We start from the raw sequence: 17,834 nt of genomic DNA on the forward strand, positions 1-17,834 counted from the left end.
CTAGTAGTGTGACCAGCTCCGGCCCGGAAGGGGGTAACACGGCGATGACGGCGAGGACTTCGGCCAGCGCGGCGACCGCTGCCGACGGCGGGCCCGAGGCGTCCGGGGCGGTCGCGGGGCCGCTCGGAGTGGTGCCCGACGACCTCCCCGACGGCCTGGTCGTCGCCGACGAGGACGGCCGGGTGATCTGCTTCAACGCCGCCGCCGCCCGGATCACCGGGATCGCCGCGCCGGACGCGCTGGGCCGCCCGGTGGGGGACGCCCTGCCGCTCCAGGACCTGGAGGGTCGCCGGTGGTGGCAGTTGACGGACCCGTACGGGGGGTTGGCCATCCGCCGCGGTCAGCCGGAGCGGAACCTGCTGCTGGGCGGGCGGGAGGTGCTGGTCTCCGCGCGCTACGTCCGCAGTCGGCCGGCCGGGCCGGTGCGGCGGCTGGTGATCGCGCTGCGCGGCACCGAGGCCCGGCGGCGCACCGAGCTGAGCCACGCCGAGCTGATCGCCACCGTCGCCCACGAGCTGCGCTCGCCGCTCACCTCCGTCAAGGGCTTCACCGCCACCCTCCTCCAGAAGTGGGAACGCTTCACCGACGACCAGAAACGGCTGATGCTGGAGACGGTGGATGCCGACGCCAACCGCGTCACCCGGCTCATCGCCGAGCTGCTGGACATCTCCCGGATCGACTCCGGGCGGTTGGAGGTCCGTCGGCAGCGGGTCGACATGATCGCCGCGGTGCGGCGGCACGTGCAGGCGCAGACCACCGCGGGCCAGCGGCCGGACCGCTTCCTGATCCGGATGATGGAGCCGCTGCCCGACCTGTGGGCGGACCCGGACAAGGTGGACCAGGTGCTCGGCAACCTCCTGGAAAACGCGGTGCGCCACGGCGACGGAACGGTCACCATCGAGGTCGGACCGGTGAAGGACACCGGCGGGGGAAAGGGGACGAGCGTCACCGTGAGCGACGAGGGTCCCGGCATCCCGGAGGAGTCGATGAGCCGTGTCTTCACCCGTTTCTGGCGGGGCAGCAAGCGCGGCGGCACCGGGCTCGGCCTCTACATCGTCAAGGGCATCGTCGAGGCCCACGGCGGCACGATCACGGTCGGCCGGGCCCCGGCCGGCGGCGCCCAGTTCCGATTCAGCCTGCCCGTCGCGGCGCCGGCCTTTTTGAATTAGCAGTGTCGCGAAGCGTCGTGCAAGGGTGGCGGTGGGCGCCGGGCGGGCTGAGCGGCGCGGCGGGCGCCCCGACGGCAGGGGCGGGCGGGCCGCCGGCGGCCCGACCCTTAGACTTGACCTTTGGCACCTTTGGCGCACAGGCATCGCGGACACGCGGGCGCAGAGCCGAGGCGAAGCGAGCCGCGCCAAGCCACACCACCGGAAGCACGGGAAGAGATGTCCGCACCCAATAAGTCGTACGACCCTGTCGAGGTCGAAGCCCTGAAACCGGAAGAGATCGCCCGACGGGTCTACGAGGCGCTGGCCGCCATCGCCGCCGCGGGTGACCTCGACGCGCTCGCTCAGGCGAAGGTGGCGCACGCCGGGGGCACCTCGCCGCTGGCGCTCGCCAACCGCGAGATCGGCGCCCTCCCGCCGCAGGCCAAGGCGGACGCCGGCAAGCGCGTCGGCCAGGCCCGCGGGCGGGTCAACCAGGCGCTCAAGGCCCGTCAGGAAGAGCTGGAGGCGGAGCGCGACGCGCGCGTCCTGGTCGAGGAGGCGGTGGACGTCACGCTGCCGTACGACCGGGTCCCGGCCGGCGCCCGGCACCCGCTGACCACCTTCATGGAGCGGGTCGCGGACGTCTTCGTCGCGATGGGCTACGAGGTCGCCGAGGGCCCCGAGGTCGAGGCCGAGTGGTTCAACTTCGACGCGCTCAACTTCGTGCCGGACCACCCCGCGCGCCAGATGCAGGACACCTTCTTCGTGCAAAGTGGGGGCACCTCTCAGACGGAGTCTGGGGGAGGGCCCCAGGGCGACGAGTCGGGCGTGGTGCTGCGCACCCACACCTCGCCGGTGCAGGCCCGCACGCTGGTCGACCGGGAGCCGCCGGTCTACGTCGTCTGCCCGGGGCGGGTCTACCGCACCGACGAGCTGGACGCCACGCACTCCCCGGTCTTCCACCAGATCGAGCTGCTCGCCGTCGACGAGGGCCTGACCATGGCGGACCTCAAGGGCACCCTGGACCACATGGTCCAGGCGCTGTTCGGCCCGGACATGAAGACCCGGCTGCGGCCGAACTACTTCCCGTTCACCGAGCCGTCCGCCGAGATGGACATGGTCTGCTACGTCTGCCGCGGCGCGTCCGTGGGCAACCCGGACCGGCCGTGCCGCACCTGCTCCAGCGAGGGTTGGATCGAGCTGGGCGGCTGCGGCATGGTCAACCCCAAGGTGCTGGTCGCCTGTGGTGTGGACCCCGAGAAGTACAGCGGTTTCGCCTTCGGGTTCGGAATCGACCGGATGCTGATGTTCCGGCACAACGTGGAAGACATGCGCGACATGTTCGAGGGCGACGTCCGGTTCACCCGGCCGTTCGGGATGGAGATCTGATGCGGGTCCCGCTTTCTTGGCTGCGGGAATACGTCGACCTGCCGGCGACGACGACCGGCCGCGACGTGCAGGAGAAGCTCATCACGGTCGGCCTGGAGGTCGAGACCGTCGAGCAGCTCGGCGCAGACCTCACCGGCCCGCTGGTCGTCGGCCAGGTGCTGACCATCGAGGAGTTGGAGGGCTTCAAGAAGCCGATCCGCTTCTGCACGGTGGACGTCGGCCAGGCCAACGGCACCGGCGAGCCGCAGGAGATCGTCTGCGGTGCGCGGAACTTCGCGGTCGGCGACAAGGTCGTGGTCGTCCTCCCCGGCGCCGTGCTGCCCGGTGACTTCAAGATCGCCGCCCGCAAGACGTACGGCAGGAAGTCGCACGGCATGATCTGCTCCGGCGACGAGCTGGGCATGGGCGACGACGGCACGCACGGCATCATCGTGCTGCCGCCGGAGACCGAGGTGGGCCTCGACGCGATCGAGCTGCTGGAGCTCCGCGACGAGGTGCTGGACATCGCCGTCACCCCGGACCGCGGCTACTGCCTGTCGATGCGCGGTGTGGCCCGCGAGGCGGCCACCGCCTTCGGCCTGCCGTTGCGCGACCCGGCACTGCTGGACGTGGCGCCGCCGAACGCCGGCGGCTACCCGGTCCAGGTCGCCGACCCGATCGGCTGCGACCGCTTCACCGCCCGTACGGTCAGCGGTCTGGCCCCCGAGGCCCGCACCCCGCTCTGGATGCAGCGCCGGCTGCAGAAGGCCGGCATGCGCCCCATCTCGCTGGCCGTGGACGTCACCAACTACGTGATGCTGGAGCTGGGTCAGCCGCTGCACGCCTACGACCGGGCGACCGTCGACGGTCCGATCGGCGTCCGCCGCGCCACGCCCGGCGAGGAGCTGGTCACCCTCGACGGCACCAAGCGGGTGCTGGACGGCGAGGACCTGGTCATCACCGACAACCGCGGCCCCATCGGGCTGGCGGGCGTGATGGGCGGCGCCAACACCGAGATCGCGGCGCCGACCGTGGACCCGGAGTCCGGCCAACTGCACGGCACCACCGACGTGGTGATCGAGGCCGCGCACTTCGACGCGATCTCCATCGCCCGCACCGCCCGCCGCCACCGGCTCTCCTCCGAGGCCGCCAAGCGCTTCGAGCGCGGGGTGGACCCGGAGGCGGCGTCCGCAGCGGCACAGCGCACCGTGGACCTGCTGGTGCTGCTCGCCGGCGGCACCGTCGAGGACGGCGTCACCGAGATCGTCTCGCCGCGCGGGCCGCGCACCGTCAGCATCCCCGCCAACCACCCGGACAAGGTCGCGGGTGTCCCGTACGGCCGGGAGACCGTCGTCCGCCGCCTCCAGCAGGTCGGCTGCGACGTCTACGGCCAGGACGAGCTGGTGGTCACGGTGCCGTCCTGGCGCCCCGACCTCAGCGACCCCAACGACCTGGCCGAGGAGGTCATCCGGCTGGAGGGCTACGAGAACCTGCCCTCCACGCTGCCGCTGCCGCCGGCCGGCCGCGGGTTGACGGAGCGTCAGCGGCTGCACCGCCGGGTCGGCCGGGCGCTGGCCGGCGCCGGCTACGTCGAGGCGCTGAACTACCCGTTCACCGGCTCGGCCGTCCTGGACCAGCTCGGCATCGAGGCGGACGACCCGCGGCGGGACGCGGTCACGTTGGTGAACCCGCTCTCGGACGAGGAGCCGGACCTCCGCACCACCCTGGTCCCCGGACTGTTGGGCACGCTGCGCCGCAACGTCGGCCGGGGCAACCACGACCTGGCGCTCTTCGAGACCGGCCCGGTGTTCCGGGCCACCGGTCAGGAGCAGCCGGCCCGCCGGCTGGTGGTCGACCGCCGGCCGACCGACGACGAGATCGCCTCGCTGGACGCCTCGCTGCCGCAGCAGCCGCGGCGGGCCGCCGTGGTGCTGGCCGGCGCGCGCGAGCAGGCCGGTTGGTGGGGCGAGGGCTACCCGGCCGGTTGGGCGGACGCTATCGAGGCGGGCCGGACCGTGGCCCGTGAGGCGGGCGTCGAGCTGATCGTCCGTCAGGACCAGCACGCCCCGTGGCACCCCGGCCGGTGCGCGGCGCTGCTCGCGGTGGTCGACGGCGAGGAGATCCTCGTCGGCAACGCCGGTGAGCTGCACCCGCGGGTCGTCAAGGCGCTCGGGCTGCCCGAGCGCACCAGCGCGATGGAGATCGACCTGGACCGGCTGGAGCGGGCCTCGGCCGGCGCCCAGCAGGCGCCGCGGATCTCCACCTTCCCGGTCGCCACGCAGGACGTGGCGCTGATCGTCGACGCGTCGGTGGCGGCGGCGGACGTCGAGGCCGCCCTCCGGGCCGGCGCCGGCGAACTGCTGGAGTCGGTGCGGCTGTTCGACGTGTTCACCGGCGAGCAGGTGGGCGAGGGCAAGAAGTCCCTGGCGTACGCGCTGCGGTTCCGGGCGTCCGACCGGACGCTGACGGCCGAGGAGGCCACGGCGGCCCGGGACGCGGCGGTCGCCGTCGCGGTCGAGCGGGTGGGCGCGGCCCTGCGCGGCTGACGCCCGGCCCATCGAGGCCCCGAACGGGCCCCCGTCCACGCTCCGTGGACGGGGGCCCGTCGCTTTCCGGCCACCCCCAACCCACCCCCAACCCGCCCATACCCGACCCCGGACGGGCCCGCGCCCCGCTCGTGGCCGCTTCACACCCCGTGCGAACTCCCCCTGATTACGCTGGACTTAAGGAGTCCTTACGTCCCTGGGGGGCGAGCCATGGAGCCCAACACGTTGCTCGACGCGATCCTGGACGAGGCCGGCATCTCGCACGCCGGGCTGGCGGCCCGGATCAACGAACTCGGGCGGCGGCGCGGGCTCGCGCTGCGCTACGAGCACACCGCCGTGGCGCGCTGGCTCAAGGGGCAGCGCCCGCGCGGCCAGGTGCCGGACCTGATCTGCGAGGTGCTCGGCGAGCGGCTGCGCCGGCCGGTGGGCCTGGGCGACATCGGATTCAGCGGCCCGGGGGCGCGCCGGACTCCGGACACCCAGCTGTCGGGGTTCGTCGAGCGGGCCACCGCGCTGTGGCGGTCCGACGAACAGCAGCGGCCGCACGTGGTCGCGGCGCCCGCGCTCACCGGAACGTCGGCGATCATCCCGGTCTGGGAGTGGGAGAACCCGCCGGAGGACTTCGACGTCTCGCGCGAGGGGCTGACCCGGGTCGGCTTGGCCGACATCGAGATGCTCCGGGCGGCGCGGACCCACTACGAGCAGATGTACCGGAAGGCGGGTGGTATCGCTACCAGAACACGCATCGTCGGATTCCTCAACACCGAGGCGGCGCCGCTGCTGCGGGGCAGCTACAGCGATGCGACGGGGCGTCAACTGCACCGGGCCACCGGTGGGTTGGTGGCCGTCGCGGGCATCTGCGCGTACGACTCGGACGCTCTCGGGCTGGCCCAGCGCTACTTTCACCAGGCGCTGCGGTTAGCCAAGGCCAGCGGGGACCGCGGGCTCGGCGCGTACATCATCGCGCTGCTGGTCAACCAGTCCCTCTTCGTACGGGAATACCGCCAGGCGGTCGCCTTCGCGGAGGCCGCGCTGCGCACCGCCGGCGGGCAGCTCACCCCGGCGCTGTCGGCCGATCTCCACGCGATGCAGGCCAAGGCGTACGCGCGGCTGGGCGACGGCTCCGGCGCGCTGGACTGCATCCGACGGGCCGAGACCGCGGCGGACCGGATCCGCCCTGGGCTGGAGCCCGCCGAGACCGGCTATGTGCAGCCGGGCCTGGTGAACGTACAAGTGGCGGAGGCGCTGCTCAGCCTGGGGGACCTGCGGTCCGCCCGGGAGCAGGCGGACGCCGCCGTGGACACCCCCGCACACGACCGCGGCCGGGTTCACCGGCTGGCCATGCTCACCCATATCGAGCTGCGCCAAGGGGATGCGGACCGGGCCGTGGCCAATGCCGCGGAGATGACGGAGCAGGCTCGGGGCATGGAGTCGCAGCGCCTGCGGGACCGGCTGCGGGCCGTGCGCGAGCATCTGGCGGAGACCGGGAGTTCCGCGACGGACGAGGCTGCCGATCTCATCGACGAGGTGCTGCGCGTTCCGCTGTGACCGGGCTCGTGTCACCTTGCCGGCCCTCAAGCGGAAGGTGGCAGTTACGTGCGTTGGAACAACCTCAGCGAAAAGCCGGTCTACGCGAATCCCTGGTTCCGGGTCAACCTGGCCGATGTGGAGCTCCCCGACGGCCGTCATCTGGATCACTTCCTGATCCGGATGCGGCCGGTCGCGGTGGCCACCGTGGTCAACGAGGCCAATGAGGTGCTGCTGTTGTGGCGGCACCGCTTCATCACCGACAGCTGGGGCTGGGAGTTGGCCGCCGGCGTCGTGGAGGACGGGGAGGACCCGGTCATCGCGGCCGCGCGCGAGATGGAGGAGGAGACCGGGTGGCGACCCGGACCCCTCCACCACCTCCTCTCGGTGGAGCCGTCCAACGGCCTCACCGACGCGCGGCACCACATCTACTGGTCCGAAGAGGCCGAGTACCTGGGCGTTCCGCAGGACGACTTCGAGTCGGACCGGCGGGAGTGGGTCGACCTCAAGCTGGTGCCCGACATGGTGGCGAGGGGGGAGGTGCCGGCCGCGAACATGGCCGCGGCCCTGCTGATGCTCCACCACATCCGGCTCGGCTGATGCCGGTCGGGTCGGCCCGGCCCTAGCGTCCGTACGCCTGCCACAGGGCGGCGGCCCCCGCTACGAGCCCGGCCAGGGCGGCGAGCGAGGGCAGTGGCCAGCGCCGACTCTCCAACCGCGTGACGCGGGCCTGGAGTTCGTCCGCTTCGCGGGTGGTCTGTTCGCAGCGCTGGGCCTGGAGCCTGAGTTGGCCGTCGACCGTGGCGGTGCGTACGTCGAGTAGGCGCCGCAGCTCCGCTAAGTCGGCGGCGATCAGATCGGGGTCCCGATGGGCGGTCACGTTCCGCTCCTCTTTCCTTCTCCTGGTGGCGGTCGGGGGGTTACCGGAACCAGTCAACTGCCCTGGGGGAGAAGGCGGGAGCGTGTGCGGCGGGGAGATACGGGTCAGCGCTTCACACCCCGTGCGAAGTGACGCTCCGTGAGCGTTTCGCACGGGGTGCGAAGCGCGCGCGCCGAGTTGGCGCATTCACCCTCTGTCATCAACGGCCAGAAGGGAGTTCACTCTTCTTACGGGGACGAACGCCGGCGGTCGGGCGCCTGCCGGCCGGGTCCGCCCGCCGAACTTTCCCCCGAGCGGCGGGCGGACGGCCCTCGTATCCCGCCCGGGCGGAGGGCCCCCCTCTTTCCGCCCGGGCGGCCGGCCCACGCAACCTCCCCCGGCGAAGCGGCGGCTTCGCCGGGGGAGCCGGGCTCAGTAGGAGTAGAACCCGGACCCGGACTTCCGCCCCAGCCGCCCCGCGTCCACCATCCGCTGCAGCAACGGCGGTGCGGCGTAGAGCGGTTCCTTGTACTCCTCGTACATCGAGGCGGCGACCGAGGCGACGGTGTCCAGGCCGATCAGGTCGGAGAGCTTGAGCGGGCCCATCGGGTGGGCGCAGCCCAACTCCATGCCGTTGTCGATGTCCTCACGGCTGGCGATGCCCGACTCGAACATCCGGACCGCGGAGAGCAGGTAGGGGATGAGCAGCGCGTTCACCACGAAGCCGGAGCGGTCCTGGGCGCGGATCGCGTGCTTGCCGAGCACGTCCTGGGTCAGCGACTCGGCGCGCTTGAGGGTCTCCTCGCTGGTGGTGAGCGCGGGGATCAGCTCGACCAGCTTCTGCACCGGTGCCGGGTTGAAGAAGTGGATGCCGATGACATGGTCGGGTCGGGAGGTCGCCACCGCCAGCTTCACCAGTGGGATGGACGAGGTGTTGGAGGCCAAGATGGCGTCCGAGCGGACCACGACCTGGTCGAGGACCTGGAAGATCTCCGTCTTGACCTGCTCGTTCTCGACAACCGCCTCGATGACGAGGTCACGGTCGGCGAACTCGCCGAGGTCGGTGGTGAAGCTGAGCCGGCCGAGCGTCGCATCGCGCTCGGCGACCGTCATCTTGCCGCGCTCGGCGGCCTTGTCGAGCGAGTTGGTCAGACGGGTGCGCCCCAACTCCAGTGCCTCACCGGTGGTCTCCGCGACCTTGACGTCCAGCCCGGCGCGGGCGCACACCTCGGCGATGCCAGCGCCCATCTGGCCACAGCCGACCACTCCGACGCGTGCAATGTCGGCGAATGAGTCCGTCACCTCGTGCCTTTCGCTGATCTACAGGACCGGCGGTCCGCCGTAAGGGTTAGGCGGCCGCCTCGCCCTTGACGTTACTCCGCGCGGTGCCGGAAGGAGGGCGCAGGGGCGGGCATTCTGAGGCTGCTACTCGGGACGAAACGGACGAGATGGGGGCTTTTCATGCGAGGTATCTCACGCCGCGGGTTCGGTGCGGCGGCGCTGGGGGCGGCCTCCTGGCTGCTCGGCGCGGGTGCCGGGGCGGGCCGGGGCGCCCCGGCCGGTCGGGAGCTGCGCGGGATGTGGCTGGCGACGGTGGCCAATCTGGACTGGCCGTCCCGGCCCGGGCTGGACCGGGCGACCCAGCAGCGGGAACTGGTCGGGCTGCTGGACGCCGCGGTCCGGCGGCGGTTGAACGCGGTGTTCTTCCAGGTGCGGCCGACCGCGGACGCGCTGTGGCCGTCGCCGTACGAGCCCTGGGCGCAGGTCCTGACCGGGGTGCAGGGCCGCGACCCGGGCTGGGACCCGCTGGACTTCGCGGTCCGGGAGGCGCACCGGCGCGGCCTGGCGCTGCACGGGTGGTTCAACCCGTACCGGATCGCCAACCACGCCGACCCCGGCCGGCTGGTCCCCGGTCACCCCGCCCGCCGGCACCCGGGCTGGGTGGTGCCCTACGCCGGCAAGCTCTACTACAACCCCGGGCTGCCCGAGGTCCGCCGCTTCGTCCAGGACGCGATGCTGGACGCGGTTCGCCGCTACCCGCTCGACGGGGTGCACTTCGACGACTACTTCTACCCGTACCCGGTCGCCGGCCAGGGGTTCGGCGACGACGCGGCCTACGAGGAGTACGGCGGCGAGTTCGCGGGCCGCGGCGACTGGCGGCGGGACAACGTCAACCTGCTGATCCGGGAGATGCACGAGCGGCTCGCCGGGGTCGGCCGCCAAGTGCCGTTCGGCGTCAGCCCGTTCGCGGTCTGGCGCAACAGCGCGACCGATCCGCACGGCTCCCGGACCGAGGCCGGGGTGCAGGCGTACGACGACCTCTACGCCGACACCCGGCGCTGGGTGCGGGAGGGCTGGGTCGACTCGATCGTGCCGCAGGTCTACTGGCCGCTGGGCTTCGCCGCCGCCGACTACGCGGAGCTGGTGACGTGGTGGGCCAGGACCGTGGCGGGCACCCGGGTGGCGCTCTACATCGGCGAGGCGCTCTACAAGGCGGGCCCGTCCGCGCAGCCCGCGGCCTGGCAGGACCCGGCCGAGCTCTCCCGACACCTCACCTTCGCCGCCCGCCATCCGCAGGTCGCCGGGCACGTCTACTTCTCGACCAAGGACGTGGTGAAGGACCCGCTGGGCGCGCTGGCCCGGGTGGTGAAGGACCACTACGGCGGCCCGGCCCGGCCGTGAGCACCGCGGCGGCGGTGGCGGGCGACCCGCCACCGCCGCCGCGGTCCGCTAGCGGATGGTGTGGGGTTGGGTGGACTTGGGGTGTTGGACGACGCAGTCCGGACCGGGCCACATGATCGTTTCGTGGCCGTCCTCGGCGCGGACGCGGAAGGGCGGTTCGCCGTTGGTCCCCAGCACTTCCACGATCTCGACGACGTGGTCGCCGTGACCGACGGTCCTGCCGTGCACCAGCAGCCGGTCGCCCGTCTTCGCGTGCATCTGGGCTCCTCCGCTTCGGGCGGCCGCCGACCGGGGTGGCCGACGCGCACGGCGGCCGGGCGGTGGGGCGGCCAACGGTTTGCGGGCCCGCGAGCGGCCCGGACGGCACTACCTGCCGTCGTTCGCCAGTTTAGGTCCGGGGTGCCGGGGCGCACCCGGTGAGGGCGGGCCCCGGCGCCGGGCCGTCAGCTACGTGCCCGCTGGGTGACCACGATGCAGGCCAGCACCGCCAGCGCGGTCAGCAGGGCGGCCGGCGGCAGGTGCTCGCCGAGCAGCGTCACCGACCAGACCAGGGTCAGCAGCGGCTGGGCGAGCTGGAGCTGGCTGGCCCGGGAGATGCCGATGGCGGCCATCCCGCGGTACCAGACCATCATCCCCAGGAACGTCGAGCCGACCGCCAGCCACACCAGCCCGGCCACCGAGTGGCCCGTCCACCGCGGCGCCGGCTCGGCGTACAGCGACAGCGCCGCGCCGAGCACGGTCAACGGCAGCGACAGCACCAGCGCCCAGCCGATCACCTGCCAGCCCGGCATCTGGCGGGCCAGCCGCCCGCCCTCGCCGTAGCCGGCCGCGCACAGCACCAGCGCCGCGAAGAGGTAGAGGTCGCCGGTGCTGGGCCTGCCGCCGCTCTGCTGCACCGCGAAGGCGATCACGAGCGCCGCGCCGACCAGGGCCGCGATCCAGAACGTCCGGGACGGGCGGGACCCGGTGCGGACCGCCGAGTAGGCGGCGGTGGTCAGCGGCAGCAGGCCGACGACCACGGCGGCGTGCGAGGTGGTGGAGGTCTGCAGGGCGAGGGTGGTCAGGATCGGGAAGCCCAGCACGACGCCGGCCGCGACCACGGCGATGCCGAACCAGTGGCGGCGTGCCGGCAACCGGGCCCGGCAGGCCACCAGGCACGCGCCGGCCAGCACCGCGGCCAGCACGTTGCGCAGCATCACCACCGTCCAGGGGGCCATCCCCTCAAGGGCCCAGGCAGTTGCCGGGAAGGTCAGCGAGAAGGAGGCGACGCCGAGGACGGCGAGCAGGGCGCCGGAGCCCGATGCGCGGCCCTGCGGCGCCGGGAGCGGTGCGGCGGGACCGGGGGCCGGGGTGGCGACCGCTATCGGCGTCGAGGCGATAGCGCTATCGTTAGCTCTCATGCATGAGCGTAGCAGTGGGGCTGAACTGGTCGCGAGCCTGCGGGAAGAGCTGGAGCGCTACTCCCCGGGTGAGAAGCTGCCATCGAGTCGGGCGCTGGTCGAGCGGCACCGGGTCAGCCCGGTGACCGTCTCCCGGGCGCTGGCCGTGCTCGTCGCCGAGGGGCTGGTCGTCACCCGCCCCGGCGCCGGGGCGTTCCGCGCCGAGCCGCGTAGCGCGGCGCCCCGCCGGGTCGACACCTCCTGGCAGGAGATCGCGCTGAGCGCCGAGCCGGCCGGCGACCAGGTGCCGCGCAGCGTCGACGCCACCGGGGTGCTGGCCACCCTCGCCGCCCCCGCGCCCGGCGTCATCGAGTTCAACGGCGGCTATCTGCACCCCTCCCTCCAGCCCGAACGTGCCCTGGCCGCCGCGCTGGCCCGGGCCGGACGGCGCCCCGGCGCCTGGGGGCGGCCGCCCCTGGACGGGGTGCCGGAGCTGCGCGAGTGGTTCGCCCGGGAGATCGGCGGGCCCGGCGGACCGCTCGCCGCCAGCGACGTCCTGATCACCGCCGGCGGCCAGAGCGCGCTGACCGCCGCGCTGCGCGCGCTGGCCGCCCCCGGCGCCCCGGTCCTGCTCGAATCACCCACCTATCCCGGCTTGTTGGCGGTCGCCCGGGCCTCCGGACTCCGCCCCGTCCCGGTCCCGATGGACGCCGACGGCGTGCGCACCGATCTGCTCGCCGACGCCTTCCGGGCCAGCGGCGCCCGGCTGTTCCTCTGCCAGCCGCTGTTCCAGAACCCCTCCGGCGCGGCGCTGGTCGCCGAGCGCCGCCGGGAGGTGCTGCGGATCGCCCGGGCCGCCGGCGCGTTCGTCGTCGAGGACGACTTCGCCCGCTTCCTGGGCCACGCCGATGCGCCCGCGCTGCCGCCGACGCTGCTCGCCGACGACCCGGACGGCACCGTCGTGCACGTCCGCTCGCTCACCAAGATCACCTCGCCGAGCCTGCGGGTGGGCGCCCTCGCGGCCCGCGGCCCGGTGCTCGACCGGCTGCGCGCCATCCAGGTCGTCGACAGCTTCTTCGTGCCGGGGCCGCTCCAGGAGGCCGCGCTGGAGCTCGTCGGCTCGCCCGCCTGGGGCCGTCATCTCCGGCTGGTGGCCGGGGAGTTGGCGACCCGTCGGCAGGCGATGCGGACCGCGCTGGAGCGCGAGGTGCCGGCGCTGGTCGCCGCGGGCCCCGGCAGCCGCACCGCCCGCGGCGGCTGCCACATCTGGCTGCGGCTGCCGGACGGCACCGACGAGGCGGCGCTGACCGGCGCCGGGCAGCGCGCCGGCGTCGCGGTGGCGGCCGGCCGCCCCTACTTCCCCGCCGAGCCGCCCGCCCCTCACCTGCGGCTGAGCTTCGCCTCCGCGGCCGGCCCCGGCGAACTGGACGAGGGCGTCCGCAGGCTCCGCACCGCCTGCGAGGAGTTGGGCGTCCCGGTCGGCTGAACGGGCCGGGGTCGGCACCGGGTACCCGTTCGACTCCGCGCGCCCCATCTGCCAGTCTCCCGGCATGAACGCGCGCGCCCTCGACGGCTACGAGATCTCCACCGACCCCGACCGGCTCGACGTGGCCCTGGTCCACCACTGGCTGGCCACCGACTCCTACTGGGCCCTGGGCCGGACCCGCGAGCACCACGACCGGGCCGTCGCCGGATCGCTCAACTTCGGCCTGTACGAAGCCGCTTCGGGCCGCCAGGCCGGCTACGCCCGGATCGTCACCGACTACGTCACCTTCGCCTGGCTCTGCGACGTCTACATCTGCCCCGACGACCGCGGCAAGGGTCTGGGCACCGCCCTGGTGGAGGCGGTCGCAGCGGAGCTGGAGCCGCACGGGCTGGCCCGGATCACCCTCGCCACCAAGGACGCGCACGGCGTCTACGAGAAGGTCGGCTTCCGGCCGCTGGTCGCGCCCGAGCAGTGGATGACGCTCGGGCTGCTCGACCCGGGGCCCCTCGCGCCGGAGGCCGCCTGACGGTCAAGTCACCGCGGCCGCCGGGCACATGGCGGCCTCACGCCCCGGCGTCCGGGGCGCGGTCCGCCGGCGCACCCGTCCGCATCAGCCAGGCGTTGGCCGCCGCGACCCGGCCGCCGACCCGCAGCTTGGCGTAGGCGTGCTCCAGGTGCTTGTCGACGGTGCGCGGGCTGATCGCCAGCCGGTGCGCGATCTGTTGGTTCGTCAGACCGTCGGCGAGCAGGCCGAGCACCGCCGATTCGCGGCGGGTGACCAGGTCCCGGGCCGGCTCCGGGGGCGGCGGGGCGAGGCGGCCCAGGGCCCGGATCAGGCGGGCGCGCAGCAGGCCGGCGGCGGCCACGTCGGCGTCGCTGAAGTCGCGGTCCCGCCGGCCCCGGCTGACCACCACCGCGACCCGGCGCGGCCCGCCCGCGGCGTACCCGGCGGGGAAGGACATCGCCAACTGCCGCTCGGCGCCGAACGGTCGGTAGACGTCGGGGTAGACGGGCAGGGCGTGGAACTCGCCGGTGGTCTGGAGGGCGGAGCGGCGCATCGGGGTGCCGCTGCCGAGCCGGGTGTGCCGCACGAAGGAGTCGCACCACCACCCGCGGTCGAAGGCGTCCAGCACGTCCCGGCTCAGCAGGCCGGCGGGGAGGGTGCACAGCGGATGGGCCGGGTCCGGGCGGGGCGACCAGATGACGCTGTCGCCGGGGACCGCGTCGAGCAGCAGCGGCAGCAGCGCCGGGACCAGGGCGTCCTCGTCCACGGCGTCGATGAGGAGGTCCACGACGGGGAGGATGCGCCGCACGCCGGCCTCCGCGGCCGTGCTCATACGTCCAGCCTGCCGAGCCCCCCGGCAGCGGTCAAGGCCGCTCGGGACGGCTCCCGAGGCGCCCGGGAGCCGCCCGGAGCGGGGCCGCCCGGCCGGCCGGGGGAAGACCGGCCGGGGGCGTCGGGCGCGCGAGGCGCCCGACGGCATGGACGCGCTTCCCGCCCGAGCGGGCGGAGACCGCCGTGACCGCCGTCTTCTCCCTTCTACTGCACCAGTTGCGGCCGCCGCAGCGCCATACGCGGTTCCCCGTACCCGCCGGGCCGGCCCGGCGCCGCCGGCCGAGACTGGAAGGACGAGGAGGTGGTGGGGCATGCGCAAGATGATCGACTGTCGGGACTACCCGAGCGAGAAGAAGTGCACCCTCGTCATCGCCGGCGAGGAGGAGGAAGTGCTCCGCGCCGCCACCGCGCACGCGATCGCCGTGCACGGCCACACGGACAGCCCCGAACTGCGCGAGCAACTCCGTAAGTCCCTCAGGAACGAGATGCCACAGCCCGCCTGAGCCACCGGTGGAGCGGTGGTCGTGCCCGGTCGTTCCCAGGGGCGGCCGGGCACGCGCGCTCCCGGTACCCGCGTTCGGGCCCGCTGCGGTCGTCGGGCCGCGCCGCCCGGCGCAGGATCGTCCTGGAACGGGCACCCGGCGCCCGCCCGGCGGCACCGCCGCGACGCGTCCGCCGGGCACCACCGGGAACGCACGGACGGGAGCGGGCCGATGGCGGACGGCGCGGCGCACGACGCGGGGGAGGGCGCCCCCGGGGACCGCCCGCGGCCCGGCCTGGACCGCCGGCGCTTCCTCGGCGCGGCCACCGGCCTCGCGGCCCTGGCCACCGGCCTGACCGGCTGCGCCACCTCCGGCGACGGTCCGCGCGGCGGCCGCCCAGCGGACCCGCTCGCCGCCGAGCGCGACCGCCCCGGCAGCCCCGACTGGCGACTGCGCACCACCGGCCCGCCGGACGCGATCGAGGGCTACCCGGACCGCGTCAGCGTGCTCCCCGGCGAGGAGTTCGGCCTGCACGTCTCCACCACCGCGCCCGGTTTCCGGGTCTCCGCCTACCGGGTCGGCTGGTACGGCGGCGCCCAGGCCCGCCTGGTGTGGCGCTCGGACCGCCTCGCCGGACGCCGCGCCCCCGCGCCGCACCTGCTGCCCAAGACCCGTACGGTACGGGCCGGTTGGCCGCGCACCACCGCCGTCCGCACCGACGGCTGGCCGCCCGGCGCCTACCTGCTGCGCCTGGACGCCGACCACGGCCACCAGCGCTACGTCCCGCTCGTGGTCCGCTCGCCCGCCGCCGCGGGCCGCACCGTGCTGATGCACGCGGTGACGACCTGGCAGGCGTACAACGCCTGGGGCGGCCACAGCCTCTACCGCGGCCGGGACGGCGACTACGCCGGCCGCTCCCTCGCCGTCACCTTCGACCGCCCCTACGACGCCACCGGCGCCGAGAAGTTCCTGGTCTACGAGCGCGCCCTGGTGGTGCTGGCCGAACGCCTCGGGCTGCCGCTGGCCTACACCACCTCGCTCGACGTCCACCGCGACGCCGACGCGCTGCGCGGCGCCACCGCCGTGCTCTCCCCGGGCCACGACGAGTACTGGACGCCGCAGCAGCGCGAGCACGTCACCCGGGCCCGCGACGCCGGCACCAACGTCGCCTTCCTCGGCGCCAACGCCTGCTTCCGCCGGGTCCGCCTGGACGCCGGCCCGAACGGCGGGCCGCCCACCGTGACGTGCTACAAGACCGCCTACCGCGACGACCCCGCCTTCGCCGCCCACCAGGCCCCGCCCACCCACGACTTCCGCGCCCCGCCCGCCGCCGACCCCGAGTCCTCCCTCACCGGCGTCTTCTACGAGGGCTACCCGACGGACGCGCCCTACGTCGTCCACGGCGCCGACCACTGGCTCTTCGAGGGCACCGGGGTCAGGCCCGGGGACGCCTTCGCGCACCTGGTCGGGGTGGAGTACGACCGGGTCACACCGGAGGCCCCCACCCCTGCCGACCTGGAGATCGTCGCGCACTCCCCGCTGGTCTGCCGCGGCCGTGCCAGCCACGCCGACTCCGCCTACTACACCGTGCCCAGCGGGGCCGGGGTCTTCGCCACCGGCACCATGCGCTGGGTCGAGGCCCTCATGGCCGGCACCCGGGACAATGGCCGCAACCACGGCCTCGACCGCCGCACCGGCGCGTTCGTCACCCGCACCACCGAGAACCTGCTGCGCGCCTTCGCCGCGGGCCCGGCGGCCCGCCACCGCCCGGCCCCGCAGCGCAACACCGACCGCGTGTACGGGGGATGAGCGGGTAGCGCCGCGAGCCCCGCAGAACCATTGCATAAAACTGCTAAGTTTCGTATAGTCATGCCATCGAAGAGGAGGGTCAAGCGGCCATGACGGTACGAGCAGCAGTCGCCGGAGCGAGCGGATACGCGGGAGGCGAGGTCCTGCGCCTGCTCCTGGGGCACCCCCGGGTCGAGATCGGGGCGGTGACCGGGCACTCCAACGCCGGGCAGCGCCTGGGCGACCTGCAGCCGCACCTCGCCCCCCTCGCCGACCGGGAGCTCGCGCCCACCTCGGCCGAGGCGCTGGCCGGCCACGACGTGGTGTTCCTGGCACTGCCGCACGGCCGGTCCGCCGAGGTCGCCGAGCAACTCGGCCCCGACGTACTGGTGGTGGACTGCGGCGCCGACTTCCGGCTCAGGGACGCCGCCGCCTGGGAGGCGTTCTACGGCTCGCCGCACGCCGGCACTTGGCCCTACGGCCTGCCGGAGCTGCCCGGCGGCCGGGCGGCGCTGACCGGGGCCCGGCGGATCGCGGTCCCGGGCTGCTACCCCACCGCCGTCTCGCTCGCGCTCTTCCCCGCCTACGCGGCCGGCCTCGCCGAGCCGGAGGCGGTGATCGTCGCGGCGTCCGGCACCTCCGGCGCCGGCAAGGCCCTCAAGCCGCACCTGCTCGGCTCCGAGGTGATGGGCTCGATGAGCCCGTACGGGGTCGGCGGCGGCCACCGGCACACCCCGGAGATCGCGCAGAACCTCGGCGCGGTGGCCGGCGAGCCGGTGTCGGTCTCCTTCACCCCGACCCTGGCGCCGATGCCGCGCGGCATCCTCGCCACCTGCTCGGCCAAGGCCCGGCCCGGAGTGACCGCCGAGTCGGTCCGCGCCGCGTACGACAAGGCGCTGGCCGGCGAGGCGTTCGTCCGGCTGCTGCCCGAGGGCCAGTGGCCCGCGACCGCGGCCGTGTACGGCTCCAACGCCGCGCAGATCCAGGTGGCGCTCGACCCGGCGGCCGGCCGGATCATCGCGATCAGCGCGATCGACAACCTGACCAAGGGGACCGCCGGCGGCGCGGTCCAGAGCATGAACATCGCCCTCGGCCTCCCCGAGGACCTGGGCCTGTCCGCGGCCGGGGTCGCGCCGTGAGCCGGGCGCTTCCCGGCGGGGCGCGCGTGGCCGCCGGGCCGCGGCCCACGACCGAAGGGGCGTCGCCGCACCACGCGGCCGACAACGACACGAG

The 17,834-nt window shown here is 74.2% G+C and carries 16 protein-coding genes; 11 read left to right on the forward strand and 5 right to left on the reverse strand.

The annotated features are described in order from the left end of the window. Nucleotides 1–44 precede the first annotated feature (44 nt). From PV796_RS30600 to PV796_RS30620, 5 genes are all read left to right on the forward strand, one after another. A complete protein-coding gene (locus PV796_RS30600; protein WP_274916766.1) occupies nt 45–1,169 on the forward strand; it encodes a sensor histidine kinase in 1,125 nt (374 codons plus the stop codon). Nucleotides 1,170–1,385: 216 nt separating this feature from the next. Further along, a complete protein-coding gene (gene pheS / locus PV796_RS30605) occupies nt 1,386–2,537 on the forward strand; it encodes a phenylalanine--tRNA ligase subunit alpha (RefSeq protein ID WP_274916767.1) in 1,152 nt (383 codons plus the stop codon). Further along, on the forward strand, nt 2,537–5,062 hold the full coding sequence (gene pheT / locus PV796_RS30610; RefSeq protein WP_274916768.1) for a phenylalanine--tRNA ligase subunit beta: 2,526 nt from the start codon (nt 2,537–2,539) through the stop codon (nt 5,060–5,062). The genes pheS and pheT overlap by 1 nt, the downstream gene beginning before the upstream one ends. Before the next feature lie 210 nt (nt 5,063–5,272). Further along, nucleotides 5,273–6,610 (forward strand): transcriptional regulator, encoded by a 1,338-nt coding sequence (locus PV796_RS30615; protein WP_274916770.1) that lies wholly within the window; start codon nt 5,273–5,275, stop codon nt 6,608–6,610. Between the two features lie 48 nt (nt 6,611–6,658). Continuing rightward, complete coding sequence (locus tag PV796_RS30620) at nt 6,659–7,189, forward strand: NUDIX hydrolase (RefSeq protein WP_274916771.1); 531 nt, start codon at nt 6,659–6,661, stop codon at nt 7,187–7,189. 22 nt (nt 7,190–7,211) lie between these two features. Here the strand turns inward: PV796_RS30620 and PV796_RS30625 are convergent, their stop codons facing one another. Continuing rightward, nucleotides 7,212–7,469, reverse strand: a complete 258-nt coding sequence (locus PV796_RS30625) for a hypothetical protein (protein ID WP_274916772.1) — start codon at nt 7,467–7,469, stop codon at nt 7,212–7,214. A gap of 411 nt (nt 7,470–7,880) precedes the next feature. Further along, on the reverse strand, nt 7,881–8,750 hold the full coding sequence (locus PV796_RS30630; RefSeq protein ID WP_274916773.1) for a 3-hydroxybutyryl-CoA dehydrogenase: 870 nt from the start codon (nt 8,748–8,750) through the stop codon (nt 7,881–7,883). A gap of 159 nt (nt 8,751–8,909) precedes the next feature. Between PV796_RS30630 and PV796_RS30635 the strand changes: the two genes are divergently transcribed. Beyond that, complete coding sequence (locus PV796_RS30635; RefSeq protein WP_274916774.1) at nt 8,910–10,130, forward strand: glycoside hydrolase family 10 protein; 1,221 nt, start codon at nt 8,910–8,912, stop codon at nt 10,128–10,130. A 48-nt stretch (nt 10,131–10,178) separates the two neighbouring features. On the opposite strand, the gene PV796_RS30640 is transcribed toward PV796_RS30635, so the two are convergent. Together PV796_RS30640 and PV796_RS30645 are read right to left on the reverse strand one after the other, a co-directional pair. Next, complete coding sequence (locus PV796_RS30640) at nt 10,179–10,388, reverse strand: DUF1918 domain-containing protein (protein WP_274916775.1); 210 nt, start codon at nt 10,386–10,388, stop codon at nt 10,179–10,181. A gap of 185 nt (nt 10,389–10,573) precedes the next feature. Beyond that, nucleotides 10,574–11,530 carry a DMT family transporter gene (locus tag PV796_RS30645; protein ID WP_274916776.1) on the reverse strand — a complete coding sequence of 319 codons (957 nt, stop codon included), beginning with the start codon at nt 11,528–11,530 and terminating at the stop codon, nt 10,574–10,576. On the opposite strand from PV796_RS30645, the gene PV796_RS30650 reads away from it, so the two are divergent. Both PV796_RS30650 and PV796_RS30655 read left to right on the forward strand, forming a co-directional pair. Continuing rightward, nucleotides 11,529–12,995, forward strand: a complete 1,467-nt coding sequence (locus PV796_RS30650; protein ID WP_274916777.1) for an aminotransferase-like domain-containing protein — start codon at nt 11,529–11,531, stop codon at nt 12,993–12,995. The genes PV796_RS30645 and PV796_RS30650 overlap by 2 nt on opposite strands. Nucleotides 12,996–13,059: 64 nt before the next feature. After that, the gene (locus PV796_RS30655) at nt 13,060–13,521 is read left to right on the forward strand and encodes a GNAT family N-acetyltransferase (RefSeq protein WP_274916779.1); all 462 of its coding nucleotides are present in this window, start codon (nt 13,060–13,062) and stop codon (nt 13,519–13,521) included. Nucleotides 13,522–13,558: 37 nt separating this feature from the next. On the opposite strand, the gene PV796_RS30660 is transcribed toward PV796_RS30655, so the two are convergent. Continuing rightward, entirely contained in the window at nt 13,559–14,332 is a 774-nt protein-coding gene (locus PV796_RS30660; protein ID WP_274916781.1) for a helix-turn-helix transcriptional regulator, read from the reverse strand. A 310-nt stretch (nt 14,333–14,642) separates the two neighbouring features. Here PV796_RS30660 and PV796_RS30665 point away from each other — a divergent pair, with 310 nt between their 5' ends. From PV796_RS30665 to argC, 3 genes are all read left to right on the forward strand, one after another. Then, the gene (locus PV796_RS30665) at nt 14,643–14,834 is read left to right on the forward strand and encodes a DUF1059 domain-containing protein (RefSeq protein ID WP_274916782.1); all 192 of its coding nucleotides are present in this window, start codon (nt 14,643–14,645) and stop codon (nt 14,832–14,834) included. Between the two features lie 210 nt (nt 14,835–15,044). After that, nucleotides 15,045–16,622: a N,N-dimethylformamidase beta subunit family domain-containing protein gene (locus tag PV796_RS30670; protein WP_274916783.1), complete on the forward strand. Its 1,578-nt coding sequence runs from the start codon at nt 15,045–15,047 to the stop codon at nt 16,620–16,622. Between the two features lie 89 nt (nt 16,623–16,711). Further along, on the forward strand, nt 16,712–17,740 hold the full coding sequence (gene argC / locus PV796_RS30675; RefSeq protein WP_274916784.1) for an N-acetyl-gamma-glutamyl-phosphate reductase: 1,029 nt from the start codon (nt 16,712–16,714) through the stop codon (nt 17,738–17,740). Nucleotides 17,741–17,834: the final 94 nt, after the last annotated feature.

It is taken from the genome of Streptomyces sp. WZ-12, from assembly GCF_028898845.1.
GTDB lineage: Bacteria > Actinomycetota > Actinomycetes > Streptomycetales > Streptomycetaceae > Streptomyces.